Raw genomic sequence first — 15,942 nt, forward strand, 5'->3', positions numbered from 1 at the left:
CACCGCGTGTGCCCCCCTGTTGCCGTGCGTTGTCGTGTGAGGAGCCTTCTTTGGCCTGTGACCTGTGGCTGGTACCGCTCGTCGACGTGTTGTGCCACGCGCCCGACAACCCGTTCGCCGAGGAACTCGCGCAGTACAACAAGGTGCTCGCCGACTCCGGGCTCCCGCCGGTGCCGGTGTACCAGTACATGCCGGGGCTGTCCGGCGAGGTCGCCCCGGTGGCCGGCTTCGACTACGACGCCCTGCACTTCCTGCGGCGCGCCTACCTGCTCCAGGTGTGCGGACTGCCGGTGACACCGGTCGACGAACTGGGCGGCGACTACGAGCAGTTGCTGGAGATGTTCGAGACGACGGCCCAGCAGTCGCACCTGGTCTGGCACTACGACCACGCGGGCGCCTACGTACCCCTGGACTTCCCCACCCCCCTGTTCAGCGACGAACTGCTGGCGGGGGGCGGCCCGTTGGGCTCCGCGCATGCGCTGCTGCGGGAGCTGGAGCAGGTCGCCGCGGCGATCGGCATCGACCCGGCCAACCCGCCGGCCGCGCCCGAACCGCCGCCCGCCCCGACGGACCTGGAGCAGCCGGCCGCGCCGACGCCGCACGATCCCAGCCCGTTCGCCCGGGAGCGCCACGTCTGGCTGGGACTGCATGCGGCGGCGACGCGGAGCCTGGCCCAGGGTTCGATGATCGTGTTCAGCTGACGGCCGCCCCGGCCCGGCCGCCGGTGCCCGCGTCGCCCGCCGCTGGCGCGGGCGTGGCGGGCGGCGCCGGGCGGGCCGGGGCTCACGCGACGAGCCGGATCTCCGGCGGCCACAGCACGCCCTCCGCGAGCAGGAGTGCCGGCCCCAGGTGGACGGGGCACACGTACAGGTGGGGGCGCCGGTAACGGATGACCTCGAACCGGGCCGGCTCACCGCACCCGGTGCCGTCGACCTCCCCGCCGTACGGGCCGCGGCACCGCACCACACGCTGGGTCATGCTCCGATTCGAACGCGAAACGGGCGCCTCCGCTTGCTGGAGGCGCCCGCTTCCCGGCGCCGTTGCGGACGTGTGACCCGCGGGTGATCCAGGCTGGTACGGGCCGTGCGGCCCGCGGGAACCACGGAACTACAGGAACGAGTTGATCTCGATCGTCTCGTCCCGGCCCGGGCCCACGCCGATCGCGGAGATCGGGGCGCCGGACATCTCCTCCAGCGCCTTGACGTAGTTCTGGGCGTTCTTCGGCAGGTCGGAGAAGGACTTGGCCTGGGTGATGTCCTCGGACCAGCCGGGCAGCGTCTCGTAGACCGGCTTCGCGTGGTGGAAGTCCGTCTGCGAGTACGGCAGCTCCTCGACGCGCTTGCCGTCGATCTCGTACGCCACGCAGACCGGGATCTGCTCCCAGCCGGTGAGGACGTCGAGCTTGGTGAGGAAGAAGTCGGTCAGTCCGTTGACGCGGGTCGCGTACCGGGCGATGACGGCGTCGAACCAGCCGCAGCGCCGGTCACGGCCGGTGGTGACACCCCGCTCACCGCCGATGCGGCGCAGCGCCTCGCCGTCCTCGTCGAAAAGTTCCGTCGGGAAGGGGCCGGCCCCGACGCGGGTGGTGTAGGCCTTGAGGATGCCGATGACGCGGCCGATCCTCGTGGGGCCGACACCGGCGCCGGTGCAGGCACCGCCGGCGGTCGGGTTGCTGGACGTGACGAAGGGGTAGGTGCCGTGGTCGATGTCGAGCAGGGTGCCCTGACCGCCTTCGAACAGCACGACCTTGTCCTCGTCCAGCGCCTGGTTGAGGACGAGTACGGTGTCGGCGACATACGGCCTGATCTGCTCGGCGTAGCCCAGCAGCTCCTCGACCACCTGGTCCGCGGCGATGGCGCGCCGGTTGTAGAGCTTGGTGAGGACCTGGTTCTTGACGTCGAGGGCCGCCTCGACCTTCTGGTGCAGGATCGACTCGTCGTAGAGGTCCTGCACGCGGATGCCGACGCGGTTGATCTTGTCGGCGTAGGTGGGGCCGATGCCGCGACCGGTCGTGCCGATCTTGCGCTTTCCGAGGAAGCGCTCGGTCACCTTGTCGACAGTGACGTTGTAGGGCGTGATGATGTGCGCGTTGCCGCTGATGAGGAGCTTGGAGGTGTCGACGCCGCGCTCGTTCAGGCCGCTCAGCTCGGAGAGCAGGACCGAGGGGTCGACGACGACACCGTTGCCGATGACAGGCGTGCATCCGGGGGAGAGGATTCCGGAAGGGAGAAGGTGGAGCGCATACTTCTGGTCGCCGACGACCACCGTGTGGCCGGCGTTGTTGCCGCCCTGGTAGCGCACGACATAATCCACCGAGCCACCGAGCAGGTCGGTCGCCTTTCCCTTGCCTTCGTCACCCCACTGAGCACCGAGCAGCACAAGTGCGGGCACGCGCGTACACCCCTTCCGGGCGGGGCATGTCCAAGGTCAGGGGCGGACGCGGAGGGTCTTCCGCCGCGTGCACCGCGACCGTCGTTGGCCGCCAACCGTCGGACCGGGTGCCCCGGAATAGACGAAGCCCCTGGCGCAATAGCGCAAGGGGCTCTTGCACAAAGATGCTACCCGAGGAAGCGAGGCAGGACCGAGGTGGCGACTTATCCGGCGTCCGAACAGCTGCTGGTGATCATCGACCCGGTCGCCCGGCGGACGGACGGAGAGTCGGTCCGGATCGCGAAAGACGTGCTCAGCGCGGGTGCGGCGACGAAACTGTGCCTGCCGAACGGACCCGAGGAGTTCGCCCGGGCCCTGGCGCGGCGCGGGTCGCGGCGGCCGGTGGTGGTGGGTGACGACCGGGCGCTCGTCCGGGCGGTGTCCCTGCTGCACCGGCAGCGGGAGCTGGCCGGGTCCGTACTGTCGGTGGTCCCGGTCGGGAGCACGCTGTCGCTGGCCCGTTCACTGGGCGTGCCGACCGGCGCGGTGGCGGCGGCGAGGGCCGTGCTGGACGGGGACGTGCGGCGGCTGGACGTCCTGGTGGACGACAGCGACGGGGTGGTGCTCAGGGCGGTGGGGATCCCGCCGGTGCGGGAGGGGGCGGCCCCCGGGGCCGGAGCGGAGCCCGCGGACGGCCGCCCATGGCTGCGGACCTGCCAGTCGCTGGTGCGCACGCTGGTGCCGCTGCGCCCCGCCCGTACCCTCACCGCGCCCGAGCCCGCCCGGCTGCGCGTGGAGGTCGACGGCGCGACGGTGGTGGACCTGGACCAGCCGGTCGAGGCGGTGTCCCTGACGCCGGGCGCCGCGGGTTCGGCGCTCGTCGAGGTCCGCCCCGTCTCGGCGGGGGCGGAGGCGCCACCGGTGCGGGCGGAGGGGCGGACGGTCTCCGTCTCCGGCGGGGACTTCCGCTACCGGGCGGACGCGCAGGTGGTGGGACCGGTACGGCGGCGCACCTGGACGGTGGCCGAGGGCGCGCTGGGAGTGACCCTGCCGACGCCCGTGTGACCCCGGCTCCGGGACGGCCCGAGGGCGGCCGGCGGGCGGTGGGCAGGCGGCCGGTGGGCGGCTCAGGGCGTCCCGAACAACCGCTCGCGGTGCACCCGCCAGCGTTCCATCATCTCGGCCACGTCCTTCTCGATGAACTCGAAGAAGGCGAGGGTCTCGGCGAGGCGGCGGCCGGCCGGGGTGTCGGGGCCCAGGCCGGCGACGCCCTCGCGCAGGGCGTCCTCCCACCGTCTGATGATCGCCTCGCGGTTGGTGAGGGCCTCGTACCACTGGTCGCTGTGCACGCGGTAGCGCTCCCGGCGCGACCCGGGCTCGCGCTCGCGGGAGAGCATGTGGACCTGGGAGAGGTAGCGGACCGCCCCGGAGACGGCCGCGGGGCTGATCTGCAGCTGCTCGCCCAGCTCGGCGGAGGTCAGGGTGCCGGTGTCGGAGGCGAGCAGCGCGGCGAAGACCCGGGCGGGCATCCGCGGCAGCCCGGCTTCCACGAGCTGCGCGGCGAAGTGCTCGACGAAGCGGGAGACCACCTCGGGATCCCTGGGGTACCCGTCCGCCACCGTCGGCTCGGTCATGCCGCGATCATCTCCCCTGTTCAGGCATCGTCCACGAGTCTAACGTCGATTCACTCCCTTCCTTAACTTCACAAATTTCTGAAGCAAGCGTACGTTCGGGTCCATGACGAAGGCAATCACCGTCTCCGGGCTGCACAAGGCGTTCGGCCGCACCCTGGCGCTGGACGGCCTCGACCTGGAGATCGGCACCGGAGAGGTCCACGGCTTCCTCGGCCCCAACGGCGCCGGCAAGAGCACCACCCTGCGCGTCCTGCTCGGCCTGCTGCGCGCAGACGCCGGCACGGCACGGGTGCTCGGCCGCGACCCCTGGCGGGACGCGGTGGAGCTGCACCGGCACATCGCGTACGTCCCCGGCGACGTCACCCTGTGGCGCAACCTCTCCGGCGGCGAGGTCATCGACCTGTACGGGCGCCTGCGCCAGGGGGGCCGCACGGAGCACGGCGGGCGACGCGCGGGCGGGCTCGACCCCGGGCGGCGTACGGAGCTGATCGAGCGGTTCGAACTCGACCCCACCAAGAAGGGGCGGACCTACTCCAAGGGCAACCGGCAGAAGGTCGCCCTCGTCGCCGCGTTCGCCTCCGACGTCGACCTGCTGATCCTGGACGAGCCGACCGCCGGGCTGGACCCGCTGATGGAGGAGGTCTTCCAGCGCTGTGTGGCGGAGGAGCGGGAACGCGGCCGGACGATCCTGCTGTCGTCCCACATCCTGAGCGAGGTCGAGCAGCTCTGCGACCGGGTGAGCATCATCCGCAGGGGCCGCACCGTCGAGAGCGGGTCGCTGGCCGACCTGCGCCACCTGACCCGGACGAGCGTCACCGCCGAACTGGCCGGCCCGCCCGACGGGCTGGTGCGCCTGCCCGGCGTCCACGACCTCGACGTGCAGGGCCACCGCGTCCGCCTCCAGGTCGACACCGACAAACTGGACGCCGTGCTGCGCCGGCTGAGCGAGGCCGGGGTGCGGTCACTGACGTCGACGCCGCCGACGCTGGAGGAACTGTTCCTGCGTCACTACGCAGCGGACTCGGCGGACGCAGCGGACTCGGCGGACTCGGCCGGCGAAGGGGCGAGGTGACGTCGTGACGACCGTCTTCGCGGTGCGGACCGGCAGCACACGGCAGCTGGCGGGCACCGGCACCCTGCTGCGTTTCGCGCTGCGCCGCGACCGGGTGCTGCTCCCGGTGTGGATCGCGGTGAACACGCTCATGGTCCTGTCGATGCCGAACACCCTGGGGACCCTGTACCCCACCGAGGCCGACCGCGCCGGCCTGATGCGGCAGATGCAGGCCAACTCCTCCCTGCGGGCGATGGTCGGCCCGGTCTTCGGCGACTCCGTGGGCGCCCTGACGGCCTGGCGCATCGGGGTGTTCGCCGCCGTGCTCGCCGCCGTCATGAGCCTGCTCGTCGTCGTCCGGCACACCCGTGACGAGGAGGAGAGCGGCCGGCAGGAGCTGGTGGCGTCCGGGATGGTGGGCCGCCGCGCCTCCCTGACGGCAGCGCTGCTGGCGGCGGCCGTCGCCGACAGTGTCCTGGCCCTGCTGCTGACGGTGGGCCTGGCCGGGCAGGGCTTGGCGGGGGCGGTGGCCTTCGCGCTCGGCGTCGCGGGGTCGGGGCTGCTCTTCGCGGCGCTCGCGGCGATCGCCGCGCAGCTGACGGAGAGCGCACGGCTGGCGCGCGGCCTGACGGCCGCCGTGCTGGGCGCCGCGTTCGTGCTGCGTGCGGCGGGCGACGCGGCGACGGACGACGGTTCGTCGCTGCTGACCTGGCTGTCGCCGCTGGGCTGGGCGGAGAATCTGCGCGCCTACGCCGGGGAACGCTGGTGGGTCCTGCTGCTGTTCGCGGCGGCGGTGGCGGTGCAGGGGGCGGTGGCCTACGCCCTGGCGGGCCGGCGCGACGTGGGGATGAGCTTCCTGTCGACGCGGCCGGGACCGGCGGCGGGCCGGCTGGGCTCGGCGGGTGCCCTGGCGTGGCGGTTGCAGCGCGGCAGCGTGCTGGGCTGGTCGGCCGGCTTCCTGATCGCCGGGGTGGTCTACGGCGGACTGGCCGAGGGCGCGGCCGACCTGGTCGGTGACAACGCACAGGCCCGCGAGATCTTCGAGCGGATGGGCGGGCAGTCGGCCCTGACGGACGCCTTCCTCGCGGCGATGGCGGGAGTGATCGGTCTGGTCGCCACGCTGTACGTGGTGGGGTCGGTGCTGCGCCTGCACGGCGAGGAGACCTCGGGCCGGGCCGAGACGGTCCTGGCGGGGCCGCTGGGCAGGCTGCGCTGGGCCGCCGGCCACCTGGTGGTCGCCTTCGGCGGCGCGGCCTGGCTGATGCTCCTGGCGGGCCTCGGCCTGGCCGCCGGTCACGGCCGGGAGGCCGGACCCCTGGTGGGTGCCTGCCTGGTGCAGGTGCCGGCGGTGTGGGTGCTGGGCGGGGCGGCGGTGCTGCTGTACGGCCTGGTGCCGCGCGCCGCACCGGCCGCGTGGGGTGTCGCCGGCGCCGTCCTGCTGATCGGCTGGATCGGCCCGGCGCTGGACCTGCCGCAGGTGGTGCTGGACCTCTCCCCCTTCGCCCACCTGCCGAAGCTGCCGGGCGGGGCGATGCACTGGTCGCCGCCGCTGGTGCTGCTGGGCCTGGCCGCCGCCCTCACGGCCGCCGGACTGGCCGGCCTGCGCCGGCGGGACGTGACCACCTGACTCCGCTGCCCGTCGAAGGGCCCCGGCGGCTGCGCCACCGCCTCAGATCTCGACGGGCAGGGCGGTGAGCCCCCGGATCACGAAGTTCGGCCTGCGGGCGGGCTCGGCGGCCGGGGCGAGGGCGGGGGCCCGGGTGAGCAGGGCCCCCATGGAGGCCGCCAGCTCGACGCGGGCGAGCGGGGCGCCGATGCAGTAGTGGATGCCGGCGCTGAAGGAGATGTGGGGGTTGTGGGAGCGGGTGAGGTCCAGGCGCTCGGGCGCCCGGAAGACCTCCGGGTCGTGGTTGGCGGATCCGAAGAGCATGGCGATCTCGGCGCCGCGCGGGACCGTCGTCCCGTCGATCTCGATGTCCTCCAGCACCCAGCGTTCGAAGAGCTGGAGCGGGGTGTCGTACCGCATCAGCTCCTCCACCGCGGTGGGGACCAGCGCGTGGTCGGCGCGCAGGGCGGCCAGCTGCTCCGGATGCCGGAAGAGGGCCCACCAGCCGTTGACCGTGGCGTTGACGGTGGCCTCGTGGCCGGCGTTGAGAAGCAGGACGGCGGTGGAGACCATCTCCTGCTCGGTGAGCCGGTCGCCCTCGTCGTGCGCGGCGATCAGCCCGGAGATCAGGTCGTCGCCGGGCTCCCGGCGTCGGGCGGCGATCAGTTCGCGCAGGTAGCCGGAGAACTCCACCGAGGCCCGTACGGCCCGGCGGGCCACCTCCTCCGGCGGATTCAGCTCGTACATCCCGCAGATGTCCGCCGACCAGGGGCGCAGCTGGTGCCGGTCGCCCTCGGGGATGCCGAGCATCTCGGCGATCACGGCGACGGGCAGCGGCTCGGCGACGTCCGCGAGCAGGTCCCCGCCGCCGCGCCGCACCAGGCGGTCGACCAGGTCGCCGGCCAGCCGCTCGACGTACGGCACCAGCCGCTCGACGGTGCGCGGGGTGAACGCCTTCGACACCAGGCGCCGGATCCGGGTGTGGTCGGGGGGCTCCAGGTCGAGCATGCCGTGGTCGTTGAGGGTGTGGAACGGCTCGTGCTCGGCGGGCGGCGGTGTCCTCCCGAAGTCCTCGTGCGCGAACCGGTGCAGGTACGTGCGCCCCAGCCGCCGGTCCCGCAGCAGCGCGGACACGTCCGCGTGGTGCGGGACCAGCCACTGGTCGGTCGGCTCGTAGTACAGGACCCGCCCGAGCCCGCGCAGCTCGGCGTAGGCGGGGTAGGGGTCGGCGAGGAACGCCGGGGCCCAGGGGTCGAAGGCGAGGCGGGCGGGGGCTGACATGCCGGGACGCTAGCGCGTGCGGGCTCGCCTGACCAGGGTGCGGCCGGCCACGGCGCCCCGTCGGCCCGGCGTCACCGGCCTCGCCTCGTACGCGAACACCGCCGCCCGGGTGCGGTCCCGCAGGCCGAGTCCGACGAGGACGCGCCCGGCGTGGGCCCTGATCGTCGACTCGGCCACCGGGGACCGTTCCGGGCCCGGTCTCACCAGGCCAGCTGCGCGATCTCCTCGGCCACCACCGCGCACGCGTCGGCCGCGGGGTCGATCAGCGGGAAGTGGCCGACGTCCTCCAGCAGCGTCAGCCCGACGACCTCGCCCGCCTTCGCCGCCGCGTCCGCGTAGGCCTCGGCGACCGCCTGCGGCACGTCGATGTCGGCGCGGCCCTGCACCAGGGTGGTGGCGATGCCGGTGGGCAGGAGCAGAACAGGGTCGGCGTACGGCCGGCGATCGACGAACCCCTCCTCCCCGCCGAGCAGTTGGAGCGAGGCGTTCCCGCACACGCCGAGCTTCTCGGCGACCGCGAGGTCGGCGATCGGGGCGAGTGCGACCACGCCGCGCAGCGGGACGGGGCTCTCGGTGCGCCAGGGGGCGTCGGCGGGCAGGACGTGCCGGGCCGCCGCCCAGAGCGCCAGGTGCCCGCCCGCCGAGTGGCCGGTGAGCACGGTGCGGCGCGGGTCGGCCTGCGGCAGCGCCTCGCGGGCGAGGCCGGGCAGCGCGTCCAGCGCGGCGGCGACGTCGTCGAAGGTCTCCGGCCACCGGCCGGCCAGGGCGGCGTCCTGCTCGGCGCCGCGTCGGTACTCCACACTGGCCACCGCGAACCCGCGCCGGGCCAGGAACCCGGCGAACGGGCTGATGTGCCGCCGGCCGTGGGGGGACCGCCATGCGCCCCCGTGCAGGACGGCGACCAGGGGGGCGAGTCCGCCCGGGCCGCGCCGGCCGCGCGGGGCGTAGAAGTCGATCACCTGGTCGGGGTGGTCGCCGTAGGGGGCGCTGGCGTCGGGATCGACGGGCGGGTGCGAGAGGGCCGACTCCTCCTCGGCGGCGGCCCGGGTTGCGGCGACGTCGTCCGGCATGCTCCAACCTCTCAGCGACGAAACGGACTTGGTGAACCGGGTGGTGGCGGACCAGGAGTGGAATAGGCCGTTGGCCGGGACGTTATCAGGCCGATGACGTGCACCGACACCGTGGATGTGACGCAGGGTGAGGGGTAAACGGTTCTGCAGTTTCGTTACGCTGCCCGGGTAGCGTCCGCGTGCCCGAGGAGACCGTCATGTCCGCCCGACCCGGCACCGTACGTCCCGGAGGGCGTACCGCGCGTGTCCGTACCGCCGTGCTGCGGGCGGCCGGCGACATCCTGGCCGAACAGGGCCTCGCGCACCTCGACCTCGCGGACGTCGCCCGGCGGGCCGAGGTCGGCAAGACCACCGTGTACCGGCGGTGGGGGTCGGTGACCGGGCTGGTCGCCGACCTGCTCGCGGAGCTGGCGCACGACGTGGCACCCCGCCGGGAGACCGGGTCCCTGGCCGGGGACCTGCGGGCCTACGCCCTGCTCGTACAGCGGGAGGCGGCCGACGCGCGGCAGGGGGCGCTGCTGCGGGCGGTGGTCGCCGCGGCCACGTGCGACGCGCGGACGGCGGCGGCGTTGCGGCGGTTCTTCGAGGTCCGGGTGGCGCAGTGGGTGCCGTGCGTGGACCGGGGCGTCCTCCGCGGGGAGTTGCCCCCCGGCACGGACGCGGCGGCCGTGGTGCGGGCGGTGTCCGCACCGCTCCACCAGGAGCTGCTGACCGCCGGCGCGGCCCCCGGCCCCCTCGCGGCGGAGCGCGCGGCACGGGCCGCGTACGCGGCGGCGGTGGCGGGGGCGTACACCGCCGCCCCCACCGGCCGGTGAGCATCCGCCGGCCACCACCGCGCACGCGGCGAGCGCGCGTGCCGCGGGCACCGCACCGGACCCCTAGGAGGTCAGGACCCCGGCCAGCACCCGGGCCGCCCGTTCCACGTCCGCGAACCCGACGTACAGGGGCGTGAAGCCGAAGCGCAGGACGTCGGGTGCGCGGAAGTCGCCGACCACGCCCTCCTCGATCAGCCGCTTCATCACGTCCCCGGCGTCGTCGCACCGCAGGGCCACCTGGCTGCCGCGCTCCGCGTGGGGAACCGGGGTCAGGGACTCGACACGGCCCGGCGGCACGTACCGCTCCACGCACTCCAGGAAGAAGTCCGTCAGGGACAGGGACTTGGCCCGCACCGCCTCGATCGGCACCCCGTCCCAGACCTCCAGGGCGGCCTCCAGGGCGAGCATGGACAGGATGTCCGGCGTGCCGACGCGGCCCCGCCGGGCACCGGCCGCCGGTGCGTAGGCCTGCCGCATGCCGAACGGCTCGGCGTGCGAGTTCCAGCCCGGCAGAGGGGAGTCGAAGCGGGGCTGGAGGTCCCGCCGGACGTACAGGTACGCCGGGGAACCCGGGCCGCCGTTGAGGTACTTGTAGGTGCAGCCGACGGCCAGGTCGACGCCGTGCTCGTCGAGCCCGACCGGCAGCGCGCCCGCGCTGTGGCACAGGTCCCAGACGGCGAGGGCGCCGGCCTCGTGGACGGCGGCCGTCAGCGACGGCAGGTCGTGCAGCCGGCCGGTGCGGTAGTCGACGTGGTTCAGGAGCACCGCGGCCGTGCGCTCCCCCAGCGCCCGGGGCACCTGCGCCGGCGGCACCGGACGCAGCGTGCAGCCCGTCATCCGGGCCGCGGACTCGGCGATGTAGCCGTCGGTGGGGAAGGTCGTCGCGTCCACGACGATCTCGTCCCGGCCGCCACCCGCCGTCCTGACCGCGGCGACCAGCGCCTTGAAGACGTTGACGCTGGTGGAGTCGCCGACCACGATCTGCCCGGCCGCGGCCCCCACCAGCGGTGCGATCCGGTCACCGATCCGCTCGGGGGCCGCCCACCAGCCGCTCTCCTCCCAGGAGCGGATGCGCAGCTCACCCCACTGGCGGCGGACGACGTCCTCGACCCGCCCCGGCACGTTCGACGGCAGCGCGCCGAGCGAGTTGCCGTCGAGGTACACGACGTCGTCGAGGACGAACCGTCCGCGCACCGGCGCCAACTCGTCCGCGGAGTCCAGCTCCCGCGCCCGCTCGACCGGCTCAGACATGGGACCTCGCCGTCCACAGCTCGGGGAACACGTTCTTCCGTGCCCGCTTCTCCAGCCACGCCACACCGGCGGAGCCGCCCGTGCCGGGCTTCGCGCCCATCGCGCGCCGGGTGGCGACGAGGTGGTCGTTGCGCCATCGCCACACCAGCTCGGCGACATCGGTCAGCGCCTCGCCCAGGCGGGCCAGCTCGTCGGCGGGATCACCGGCGTAGACGGCCGCCCAGGCCGCCTCGATCTCCTCGGAGGGCTCGTGGCGCAGGGCCGCGTCCCGCTGGAGGACGGAGTCCGGGATCGCGTGGCCGCGCCGCGCGAGCAGCCGTACGACCTCGTCGTACAGGCTCGGCTCGTGCAGCGCCTTCTCCAGCTCGGCGTGGACGCGCGGGGCGCCCCGGTGCGGGACCAGCATCGACGCGGACTTCTCGCCGAGCAGGAACTCCATGCGACGGTACATCGCCGACTGGAAGCCGGAGCCCTCACCGAGGGCGCTGCGGTAGGAGTTGAACTGGGCCGGCGTGAGCTGGCCGAGCGGCGTCCAGGAGGCGTTCAGCGCCTCCAGTTCCCTGACGGACCGCTTCAGCGCCGACAGCGCCGTGGGGACGTCGTCCCCGCGCAGGGCCCGTGCCGCGGTCTCCCACTCGTGGACGATGACGGTGAACCACAGCTCCATCACCTGGGTCGTGACCAGGAAGACCATCTCTCCGGGATCCTCGGAGAGGGTGTGCTGGAGGTGGGTGAGGACGTCGGCCTTGACGTAGTCCTCGTACGGCGTCGTGCCGTGGAAGTCGAGATGCGGGGTCTCGGGCTCCTGAGCCACGTGGGACTGATGAGCCTGGTGGGACATCGCTGTCTCCTGCTGTACTCCGGGTAGCGGTCCGCCCCTGCCGTTACCGGCACGGGGGCCCCGGTCCCCACCCGCATCCTGCGCATCCGCCCGGGAAACCGCAAGGCCCGCCCGATCACGGACGGGCCTCGTGTCACCGGGGGCGGTTCAGCGGAGCGTCTGCGCCGCCGTCTCCGAGGAGTCCTTCAGGAACTGGGTGCAGCGCTCGTACTCCTCCTGCTCGCCGATGGCCTGCGCGGCCCGGGCGAGGCCGTGCAGGGCGCGCAGGAAGCCGCGATTCGGCTCGTGCTCCCAGGGGATCGGGCCGTGGCCCTTCCAGCCGCTGCGGCGCAGGGCGTCCAGGCCGCGGTGGTAGCCCGTCCGGGCATAGGCGTACGACTCCACGACCGAGCCCCGCTCGAACGCCTCGTCGGCCAGCCTGGCCCAGGCCAGCGAGGACGTCGGGTACTTCGCGGCGACGTCCACCGGCGCCGTGCCGCCGGCCAGCAGCTCCCGCGGCTCGGGGTCGTCGGGCAGGTGGGTCGGGGGCGGGCCCCCGAGGAGGTTCTCGTGCATCGTCATACGGTCCAGTCTGCTGCATCGTCCCTGATCGGTGACAGCCGCCCGGGCCCCGCGCGGAACCGTCCCTTCCACGAGAGGGCCGGTTACCGGGCGCCACCGGCCACGCTCACGGCCACGGGGGCCCGCGCGCCCACCACGAGGACGGCAGCCGTCGCCGGCTCCTGCTCGCCGGGGCCCTCTCCGCCACCGCTCCGACGGCGGCCGACGCGGCCCTAGGACGCCGGCCGGTCGCCGCGCCGCGGCTCCAGCGGGGGCGCGGCGACGGAGCAGTGCGTGTGGCACTCCGGGTGGCGGCAGCCCGGGACCGGGCGCCGCACCGTGGTGTAGGCGAGCAGCGCCCCGACGACGAGGACGCCCGCGCAGATCGGCATGGCCCGCCGGAACGCGGCGTCGAAGGCGGACGCCGACCGGTAGGCCTCCGGGCCCATGCCGGCCAGCAGCGGCAGCGCGGCCACCGCGACCAGGCCGGCCGCCCGGGCCGCCGCGTTGTTGATGCCGCTGGCCAGGCCCGCCCGGGCGTTGTCCACGGAGGCGAGGACGGTGGCGGTCAGCGGCGCCACGAGGGTGACCATGCCGGCGCCCATGACCAGCAGCGCGGGCAGCACGTCGGTCGCGTAGTCGGCGTCGGTGCCGACCCGCAGCATCAGCAGCATCGCCGCCGCACACAGCAGGGGACCGACGGTCAGCGGGACGCGCGGGCCGATCCGGTCGGCGAGGGCGCCGGAGCGCGCGGAGAACAGCAGCATCAGGATCGTCGTCGGCAGCAGTGCCGTACCGGCCTGGAGGGGGGAGTAGCCGCTCACGACCTGGAGCTGGAGCGCGGTGAGGAAGAAGAAGCCGGCGAAGGCCGCGTACACGCACAGGGTGACCAGGTTGACCGCGGTGAACTGGCGGGAGGCGAAGATGCCGAGCGGCAGCATCGGGTCCGGGCGCCGCCGCTCGACCAGGACGAAGGCGACGGCCGCCAGCGGCCCGGCCACCGCGGCCACGACGACGGCGACGGACCCCTGGCGCGCCTCGATCAGCGCGTACGTCAGCAGGGCGAGCGCCAGCGCCCCCAGCGACGCGCCGAGGACGTCGAAGCGGCCGTGGTCCCGGGTGTCGGACGACTCGGGGACGTGCCGCAGCGCCACCGGCACGCACACCAGGGCCAGGGGCACGTTGAGCAGGAAGACCCAGCGCCAGCCGGGGCCGTCCACCAGCCAGCCGCCCAGGAACGGCCCGACGGCCGCCCCGACGCCCCCGAACCCCGACCACAGGCCGACGGCCCGCCCGCGGTCGTCGGGATGGAAGGACGCCTGGATCAGGGCGAGCGAGCCCGGGGTGAGGAGCGCGCCGCCGATGCCCTGGAGGGCGCGGGCGGCGATCAGCACGACGGCGTTCGGGGCGAGGCCGCACAGCAGCGAGGCCGCCGCGAACCACACCACGCCCAGCACGAAGATCCGGCGGCGGCCGTAGCGGTCGCCGAGCGCGCCGCCGAGGAGGATCAGGCCGGCCAGCGTGACCATGTAGGCGTTGACGGTCCACTGCAGGGCCGCCAGGCCGGTGCCCAGGTCGCGGCCGATGCGGGGCAGGGCGACGTTGACGACGGTGGAGTCCAGCAGCGCCATGCTGGAGCCGAGAACCGTCGTGAGGAGGATCCAGCGGCCCGTGGAGGCGCTGGGACCGCTCAGACGCACGGAGGCCGGGGCGGGGTGCTCCTCGGTGCCCCCGCCCCGGCCTGCCATCACGTGCTACTTGATCTTCGTACCGGCGGAGCGGAGGCTCTGGCAGGCCTCGACGACACGCTTGGCCATGCTGGCCTCGGCCAGCTTGCCCCAGGTGCGCGGGTCGTAGGTCTTCTTGTTGCCGACCTCGCCGTCGACCTTCAGGACGCCGTCGTAGTTCTTGAACATGTGGTCGGCGACGGGACGCGTGAAGGCGTACTGCGTGTCCGTGTCGATGTTCATCTTGACGACGCCGTTCTCCAGCGCGGTGCGGATCTCCTCCACCGTGGAGCCGGAACCGCCGTGGAAGACGAAGTCGAACGGGGACGAGGTGCCGAACTTGGCGGCGACGCCGTCGCTCAGTTCCTTCAGCAGCTCCGGGCGCAGCACCACGTTGCCCGGCTTGTACACGCCGTGCACGTTGCCGAAGGAGGCGGCCAGCAGGTAGCGGCCCTTCTCGCCGAGGCCCAGCGCCTCCGCGGTGCGGATCGCGTCGTCGACCGTGGTGTACAGCGAGTCGTTGATCTCGTGCGAGACGCCGTCCTCCTCACCGCCGGTCGGGGTGATCTCGACCTCCAGGATGATCTTCGCGGCGGCGGCGCGGGCCAGCAGCTCCTGAGCGATCTCCAGGTTGTCGGCGAGGGTCTCGGCGGAGCCGTCCCACATGTGCGACTGGAACAGCGGGTTCTCGCCGCGGGCGACGCGCTCCTCGGAGACGGCGATCAGCGGGCGCACGTACCCGTCGAGCTTGTCCTTCGGGCAGTGGTCGGTGTGCAGGGCGACGGTGACGTCGTACTTCTGGGCGACGATGTGCGCGAACTCGGCCAGGGCGACCGCGCCGGTCACCATGTCCTTGCTGTGCTGGCCGCCCAGGAACTCGGCGCCACCGGTCGAGATCTGGATGATGCCGTCGCTCTCGGCCTCGGCGAAGCCGCGCAGAGCCGCGTGCAGGGTCTGCGACGAGGTGACGTTGATGGCCGGGTAGGCGAACTTGCCTGCCTTCGCCCGGTCGAGCATCTCGTTGTAGACCTCGGGGGTTGCGATGGGCATCTGTCCGCTCCTTGTATGTGCGGGTGGGCGTTCTTGGTGCTTACGGCACTGTCCAAGACCGTGGGGGCGACGTCATCGTCGGCCCCATCCTTCCAGACTCGGCCGGAAGGTCCAGGTGCCGTCCGCGGGCCGGTCAGTCCAGGCCCAGCTCGTCCTTGGAGTAGGCGAAGAGGTACGGAACGCCCGCACCGTCCCGGATCTTCTCCGCGGCGCCGGTGGCACGGTCGACGATCGTCGCGACGGCCACGACCTCGGCGCCGGCCTCGCGGACCGCCTCGACGGCGGTCAGCGGGGAGCCGCCCGTGGTGGAGGTGTCCTCGACGACGAGCACGCGGCGGCCGGCGATGTCCGGGCCCTCCACGCGTCGCTGGAGGCCGTGCGCCTTGGCGGCCTTGCGGACGACGAAGGCGTCCAGGCGCCTGCCGCGGGTGGCGGCGGCGTGCAGCATCGCGGCGGCGACCGGGTCGGCGCCCATGGTGAGACCACCCACCGCGTCGAACTCCAGGTCGGCGGTGAGGTCCAGCAGCACCTGGCCGACCAGCGGGGCGGCCTCGCCGTCCAGGGTGACGCGGCGCAGGTCGACGTAGTAGTCGGCCTCCAGGCCCGACGACAGGGTCACCCTGCCGTGCACCACGGCCTTGTCCTTGATCTGCTGCAGCAGCGCGCCGCGCGTGCCGTGCGGCGTTGTTCCGTTGACGTCCGTCAT

Annotated in this window: 17 protein-coding genes; 5 read left to right on the forward strand and 12 right to left on the reverse strand. The window is 73.7% G+C overall.

Going from position 1 to position 15,942, the window contains the following annotated elements; all coding sequences use genetic code 11:
* Nucleotides 1-50 precede the first annotated feature (50 nt).
* Nucleotides 51-701, forward strand: a complete 651-nt coding sequence (locus I3F54_RS06705; RefSeq protein WP_240117683.1) for a hypothetical protein — start codon at nt 51-53, stop codon at nt 699-701.
* A gap of 82 nt (nt 702-783) precedes the next feature.
* On the opposite strand, the gene I3F54_RS06710 is transcribed toward I3F54_RS06705, so the two are convergent.
* Nucleotides 784-978, reverse strand: coding sequence for a hypothetical protein (locus I3F54_RS06710; protein ID WP_240117684.1), 195 nt, complete (start codon nt 976-978; stop codon nt 784-786).
* A 129-nt stretch (nt 979-1,107) separates the two neighbouring features.
* A complete protein-coding gene (locus I3F54_RS06715; RefSeq protein ID WP_240117685.1) occupies nt 1,108-2,391 on the reverse strand; it encodes an adenylosuccinate synthase in 1,284 nt (427 codons plus the stop codon).
* A 195-nt stretch (nt 2,392-2,586) separates the two neighbouring features.
* Here I3F54_RS06715 and I3F54_RS06720 point away from each other — a divergent pair, with 195 nt between their 5' ends.
* Entirely contained in the window at nt 2,587-3,435 is an 849-nt protein-coding gene (locus I3F54_RS06720; RefSeq protein ID WP_240117686.1) for an acylglycerol kinase family protein, read from the forward strand.
* 62 nt (nt 3,436-3,497) lie between these two features.
* Here the strand turns inward: I3F54_RS06720 and I3F54_RS06725 are convergent, their stop codons facing one another.
* Nucleotides 3,498-4,004 (reverse strand): GbsR/MarR family transcriptional regulator, encoded by a 507-nt coding sequence (locus I3F54_RS06725; protein WP_240117687.1) that lies wholly within the window; start codon nt 4,002-4,004, stop codon nt 3,498-3,500.
* 103 nt (nt 4,005-4,107) lie between these two features.
* Between I3F54_RS06725 and I3F54_RS06730 the strand changes: the two genes are divergently transcribed.
* Nucleotides 4,108-5,076 (forward strand): ABC transporter ATP-binding protein, encoded by a 969-nt coding sequence (locus I3F54_RS06730; RefSeq protein ID WP_240117688.1) that lies wholly within the window; start codon nt 4,108-4,110, stop codon nt 5,074-5,076.
* Nucleotides 5,077-5,080: 4 nt separating this feature from the next.
* The gene (locus tag I3F54_RS06735; RefSeq protein ID WP_240117689.1) at nt 5,081-6,682 is read left to right on the forward strand and encodes an ABC transporter permease; all 1,602 of its coding nucleotides are present in this window, start codon (nt 5,081-5,083) and stop codon (nt 6,680-6,682) included.
* Nucleotides 6,683-6,724: 42 nt separating this feature from the next.
* Here the strand turns inward: I3F54_RS06735 and I3F54_RS06740 are convergent, their stop codons facing one another.
* The 3 genes from I3F54_RS06740 to I3F54_RS06750 are packed head-to-tail and all read right to left on the reverse strand — an operon-like array spanning nt 6,725 to nt 9,012.
* Nucleotides 6,725-7,942: a cytochrome P450 gene (locus I3F54_RS06740; RefSeq protein ID WP_240117690.1), complete on the reverse strand. Its 1,218-nt coding sequence runs from the start codon at nt 7,940-7,942 to the stop codon at nt 6,725-6,727.
* Between the two features lie 9 nt (nt 7,943-7,951).
* A complete protein-coding gene (locus I3F54_RS06745) occupies nt 7,952-8,119 on the reverse strand; it encodes a hypothetical protein (protein WP_240117691.1) in 168 nt (55 codons plus the stop codon).
* Between the two features lie 23 nt (nt 8,120-8,142).
* Nucleotides 8,143-9,012, reverse strand: a complete 870-nt coding sequence (locus tag I3F54_RS06750) for an alpha/beta hydrolase (RefSeq protein WP_240117692.1) — start codon at nt 9,010-9,012, stop codon at nt 8,143-8,145.
* 197 nt (nt 9,013-9,209) lie between these two features.
* Between I3F54_RS06750 and I3F54_RS06755 the strand changes: the two genes are divergently transcribed.
* Entirely contained in the window at nt 9,210-9,827 is a 618-nt protein-coding gene (locus I3F54_RS06755; RefSeq protein ID WP_240117693.1) for a TetR/AcrR family transcriptional regulator, read from the forward strand.
* A gap of 63 nt (nt 9,828-9,890) precedes the next feature.
* Here the strand turns inward: I3F54_RS06755 and kynU are convergent, their stop codons facing one another.
* From kynU to pyrE, 6 genes are all read right to left on the reverse strand, one after another.
* Complete coding sequence (kynU, locus tag I3F54_RS06760) at nt 9,891-11,078, reverse strand: kynureninase (RefSeq protein WP_240117694.1); 1,188 nt, start codon at nt 11,076-11,078, stop codon at nt 9,891-9,893.
* Nucleotides 11,071-11,919 (reverse strand): tryptophan 2,3-dioxygenase family protein, encoded by an 849-nt coding sequence (locus I3F54_RS06765; RefSeq protein ID WP_240117695.1) that lies wholly within the window; start codon nt 11,917-11,919, stop codon nt 11,071-11,073. Before I3F54_RS06765 ends, kynU begins: the two co-directional genes overlap by 8 nt.
* 147 nt (nt 11,920-12,066) lie before the next feature.
* Nucleotides 12,067-12,480: a DUF3151 domain-containing protein gene (locus I3F54_RS06770; RefSeq protein WP_240117696.1), complete on the reverse strand. Its 414-nt coding sequence runs from the start codon at nt 12,478-12,480 to the stop codon at nt 12,067-12,069.
* Between the two features lie 212 nt (nt 12,481-12,692).
* On the reverse strand, nt 12,693-14,207 hold the full coding sequence (locus I3F54_RS06775) for an MFS transporter (RefSeq protein ID WP_240117697.1): 1,515 nt from the start codon (nt 14,205-14,207) through the stop codon (nt 12,693-12,695).
* A 6-nt stretch (nt 14,208-14,213) separates the two neighbouring features.
* Entirely contained in the window at nt 14,214-15,236 is a 1,023-nt protein-coding gene (gene fbaA, locus I3F54_RS06780; RefSeq protein ID WP_240117698.1) for a class II fructose-bisphosphate aldolase, read from the reverse strand.
* A gap of 133 nt (nt 15,237-15,369) precedes the next feature.
* The gene (gene pyrE / locus I3F54_RS06785) at nt 15,370-15,942 is read right to left on the reverse strand and encodes an orotate phosphoribosyltransferase (RefSeq protein ID WP_240117699.1); all 573 of its coding nucleotides are present in this window, start codon (nt 15,940-15,942) and stop codon (nt 15,370-15,372) included.

Origin of the sequence: Streptomyces sp. MUM 2J (genome assembly GCF_022414535.1) — a bacterium.
Classification (GTDB): Bacteria; Actinomycetota; Actinomycetes; order Streptomycetales; family Streptomycetaceae; genus Streptomyces.